This window comes from Microcoleus sp. BM001215392 (assembly GCF_036700185.1).
Lineage (GTDB): Bacteria > Cyanobacteriota > Cyanobacteriia > Cyanobacteriales > Microcoleaceae > Microcoleus.
Window position 1 is genome coordinate 1 of sequence record NZ_JAUBOJ010000521.1, and the last position, 4,191, is coordinate 4,191.

General features: G+C 48.4%; 3 protein-coding genes and 1 pseudogene. 2 read left to right on the plus strand and 2 right to left on the minus strand.

Features of this window, described 5'->3' with window-relative positions; all coding sequences use genetic code 11:
- Nucleotides 1-472, minus strand: a 472-nt coding sequence (locus QT974_RS31915; RefSeq protein WP_442933233.1) for a DNA ligase LigA-related protein, incomplete at its 3' end; no start/stop codon positions are given.
- A gap of 272 nt (nucleotides 473-744) precedes the next feature.
- Nucleotides 745-1,725, minus strand: a complete 981-nt coding sequence (locus QT974_RS31920; protein WP_333472384.1) for an Npun_R2479 family HD domain-containing metalloprotein — start codon at nucleotides 1,723-1,725, stop codon at nucleotides 745-747.
- A gap of 410 nt (nucleotides 1,726-2,135) precedes the next feature.
- Between QT974_RS31920 and QT974_RS31925 the strand changes: the two genes are divergently transcribed.
- Both QT974_RS31925 and QT974_RS31930 read left to right on the plus strand, forming a co-directional pair.
- Complete coding sequence (locus tag QT974_RS31925) at nucleotides 2,136-3,872, plus strand: alpha/beta hydrolase (RefSeq protein ID WP_333472385.1); 1,737 nt, start codon at nucleotides 2,136-2,138, stop codon at nucleotides 3,870-3,872.
- Nucleotides 3,873-4,052: 180 nt separating this feature from the next.
- Nucleotides 4,053-4,191, plus strand: a pseudogene (locus QT974_RS31930) (photosystem II q(b) protein); the annotation flags it as partial.

Below are 4,191 nucleotides of genomic sequence, written 5' to 3' on the forward strand. Positions count from 1 at the left end.
TTAGGGGGGGTGCATTTCCCTCTCGATCGGGGGGGTTTAGGGGAGGTGAAATTCCATCTTTCCCCCCCCCTTGAGAAGGGGGGGTTAAGGGGGGTGCAATGCCATCAAGGGCGGGTGAAATTATATCTTGTCCCGCCCCTTGAGAAGGGGGAGTTAGGGGGGGTGCAATTCGCTGCCAGCGTTCCTGCCATTTAGCAAATTCCTCAAGATTAAAAGCATTTTCCAAACTGTAGAGAGGAATATTGTGCTTGACGCTAAAAAATTGAGTAGCAGGCTTTTCTCCCACGCGCTGAGTCGGACTTTCCGCAGTAATCAACTCAGGATAATCCGATTCTAATTCTTGCAACTGTCGGTAAAGGCGATCGTACACCTCATCAGCCATAATCGGCACATCAAGAACATAATAAGCATAGCTAGCTTCCTGTAGCTGCTGCCTCAACTGTTGAATTTGCTGCTGAATTTCTGGTTGCATATTAATTTTTGATTTTTGATTTCTGATTTTACCTTTGCTCTCATATCCGAGCAAACCACACCATAAAATTGGTTCGATCGTTCGGACTTCAGTCCTCAGATTTTTTTGAGGACTGAAGTCCGAACGATCGAACATTATAACGGTTGTTTTACAGGATATGATATTAGATGATATATCTCAATTTGAAAAAAAAAGAGCCATAAACTAGAAAATAAAAAAATATCCTAATTAAGACTCCCTTTGATAGTGGCTGAATTATTGAGTAAAATCCCTCACAAATTAAGGTCGGCAAATTCGCTAAATTTCTTGTTATCCCCGGATATGGCAGGTTGAAGATTCTCCGCCTCTTTGTCACCGTTCGAGTTGCCGTTGGTGCGGGATTTGATAAATTCTTGAGCATTTGGCTTGGTGAAAGCAAGCGGTTCAGCGTGTTCTACCTGAAACACGTTAGCGTAAAGGTTAGCAATAATTTGTTTGCCTCCTTGGGTCAATTCCAAGTAGTTCAAAGCTGCTGGAATATATGGAAAAACTCCGTTCCAATAAAATTTTGCGTAATTTTGGCGCAAATCTCCTGGAGACTTGTAGCCCAAGATTTTATTAGTACCGACTTCCTCAAATTCGTAGAACAGCGCACTGATTTTGCGCAGGTAATTGGGATCGCTCAACTGACCGATCAAATCGGCAGCCCTGGCCAGTCCAGAATAGTTATTTCTATCTTGATGGGTTTCGCTAGCAGGAACTGGAAAGCGTGTCAACTCAATATTGCGCTTGATTTGTTCGGCATCAATTAAGGTGTGGCCGCCGAAGCGTTCGTCAATTACGAGTTTTCCTCGATCGACATGATAAGGAGTTAGACTGGCAGAAGTTGCGCCGATCGGCACAGAAACCATGCCCCCATCAATACCCGTAGCGTAGAGTCCCACAGCTTCTTGGTCTTGGCGGCAAACGCCTTTGACGTAGCCGATATCGTGGCACAGCAGCGAAATCAGGTAGTGCAGCCAATCTTCTGGAGACACTCCACCTTCGCGAATATGCTTGCCCCGGAGAATTTCTTGTCCCACCAAGGCCACCAACATGGTGTGTTCCACGTTGTGGTAGAGAGCATCGCAGTTAGCGATATTTTCCAGAGCCATAGTCCCCGCCCAGGCGATAATTTCAGGGTAATCAGGCTTGTACTTGCCGTAGGTGCGACGGTAGCCGGCCTGGAGCTCTTGCACAAAAGCGTCAATCAGGATAGCAGTTGCATTGAACATGATAAATTATCTCACTCAAACTGTAGTTACAAACTCGATCGCAAATATCTTGGATAGCTGAAAAAATCATCAATGGGCGTGACCGTAGGTTTGACCCCTCACTCAAAGACTGATACAGTTCCCCGCCGTTATGAGTGTGGCTTTCCCCCTATTTTAGACGAAGGTTCAAGCTTGCAGATTCATCTGCCCAGGAAATCTCAAATCGAAAAATGGAAAATCGACTGACGCCTCGGCGTTGAATTTTAAAGTTCAGCTAGTTTTGTCCGGTCAGAAAATTGCATTTTTGGCTATGCTTCCCACCATAACCTAATTTCCGAATCAAAAGAGCGATTTTTTTGCTATTAAATATTGGTAAAACAATTTACCTTGTTTCACCGACTAATTAATTACAAGTCCTAGGCGTGAAAGTTATGAACTGTCTGTTTCCGAGTCTCTCCAGTGTCATTCTTCGCACTCGGCGGTCGATCGCCCCAAAATACCTAGGATTGTTTGCGTTCGCGGCTGTTTGCAGTGCAGCACCTGCTTTGGGAGCACAAAAAATTTATGTCACTTACGGGCCGCTAGAAGTATCAGTGCCGATCGAGTCCCTAGAACTCTTCGCCAAACAAGGTAAAGTAGACTCGAACTTGGACGGCTTCGCTCAATACGCCAAACCAGCACAGCTAGCTGAGATTCGCAGCGCCCTGCAAGCCAGGGCTGAAATCAGCCCGGTGACGATCGCCCAATTTTTGTACACGCCGCAAGGAGAAGTGCTGCTAGAACGCTTGGGGCGAGTAATTCAAACCAAAGCTCGGCAGCCCGGATTTTATGCGATCCGCGCCTCCTTAATTTTAGCAGCCTCAGATCCAGAAGGGCTGACAATTCTCAACGTGCTGCAAAAATTCCCCACTTACGGCATCAGGATTGACATCAGCCGCGGCTTGGGTATCGCCAGCGAGTTGACATCGCTGATCAACCGTTCCAACCGGGCGATCGCCGCAGTCGCCCAGTTATCGGAAACAGAAGCAGCCCAAACGCCGATCGTACAGCCCGCCGAAATGCTACAGATCCAGCTCCCAGGCCCCTACAGTTGGAAAAAATCATCGGTAACTCTGACGAGTCCGAATCGCCAGCGTACCTTTGATATCGACATTTACCTACCGCAGGGCAGCCCGCAACCGGCGCCAGTAGTAGTAATTTCCCATGGTTTAGGTTCCGATCGGATTTCCTACGAGTATCTAGCCAAACACTTAGCCTCCTATGGGTTTGCTGTCGCCGTCCCCGAACACCCCGGCAGCAACGCCCAACAAATCCAAGACCTAGTAACAGGCAAAGCCAGCGAAGTATCAGAACCGGCCGAATTTATCAACCGTCCCCTCGATATCAAAGACCTGCTCGATTATTTAACCCAACTTTCGACAACCAATGCGGCCTACCGAGGGCAGCTCGACTTGCAGCGAGTCGGCATCATCGGCCAATCTTTCGGCGGCTATACAGCTTTAACCTTAGCCGGAGCGGGGATTAACTTTGCACAGCTAGACAAAGACTGCAAGTTGGAAAACGAAACTTGGAACATCTCGCTGCTGTTGCAGTGTCGCGCCCGCAGCCTCGATCGCAACCAGTACAATTTCAGCGATCCGCGCATCAAAGCTGCGATCGCCATCAACCCGATCGTCAGCAGCATTCTCGGAGAAACAAACCTCAGCAAAATTCAAATCCCAGTCATGGTACTCGCAGGCAGCGCCGATACGGTCGCCCCCGCTTTGCTGGAACAAATTCAACCCTTCACATGGATGACATCACCCAACAAATATCTGGTACTAATGAACAGCGGCACTCACTTTTCCACGATCGACCAATCTCCTCAAAGTGTCTTTTTGCCACCAGCAGAGGCGATCGGGCCCGAACCAGCATTAGCCCGCCGCTACCTAAACGGACTCAGCCTAGCCTTCATGGAAACCTATTTGAACAACAAATCAAATTTCCGCCCGTATTTACAGCCGAACTACGCTGTGGCCATCTCCCGAAACAGTCTGGGACTGAGAATTTTGCGATCGCTCACCTCGCAGCAACTTCAAGAGTTCAGTGCTCCACCTGTGCGCACCCCGGCTCCTCCAGTGCCGATCGCTCCGGTTTCTCCACCTTCTCCAGCTCCCGTTCCCCGTTAGACTTAAGCTGCGTCGCGATCGCCATGTGATGTGTTTTCGCCTCTGTGTCACCCTCATCAGCTTTCCTGATGACCCTCATCAGTTCTACTGTCGCTAGACCCCTTTACAAACCTTAAGGATACCGTTAATAATAGAAACATCATCCGAACATTGACAACCAAATACAGCAATCATAAACACATGACGGCAACCTTACAACAGCGCGAAAGCGCTAACATCTGGTCTCAGTTTTGCAACTGGGTCACTTCGACCGACAACCGCCTTTATGTAGGTTGGTTCGGCGTCTTGATGATTCCTACCTTGCTCACTGCCACAATCT

Bases quoted from the DNA above. Each gene is read 5' to 3' on its own strand.
- QT974_RS31920 (WP_333472384.1), bottom strand. From the start codon at position 1,725: ATGTTCAATGCAACTGCTATCCTGATTGACGCTTTTGTGCAAGAGCTC.
- QT974_RS31925 (WP_333472385.1), top strand. From the start codon at position 2,136: ATGAACTGTCTGTTTCCGAGTCTCTCCAGTGTCATTCTTCGCACTCGG.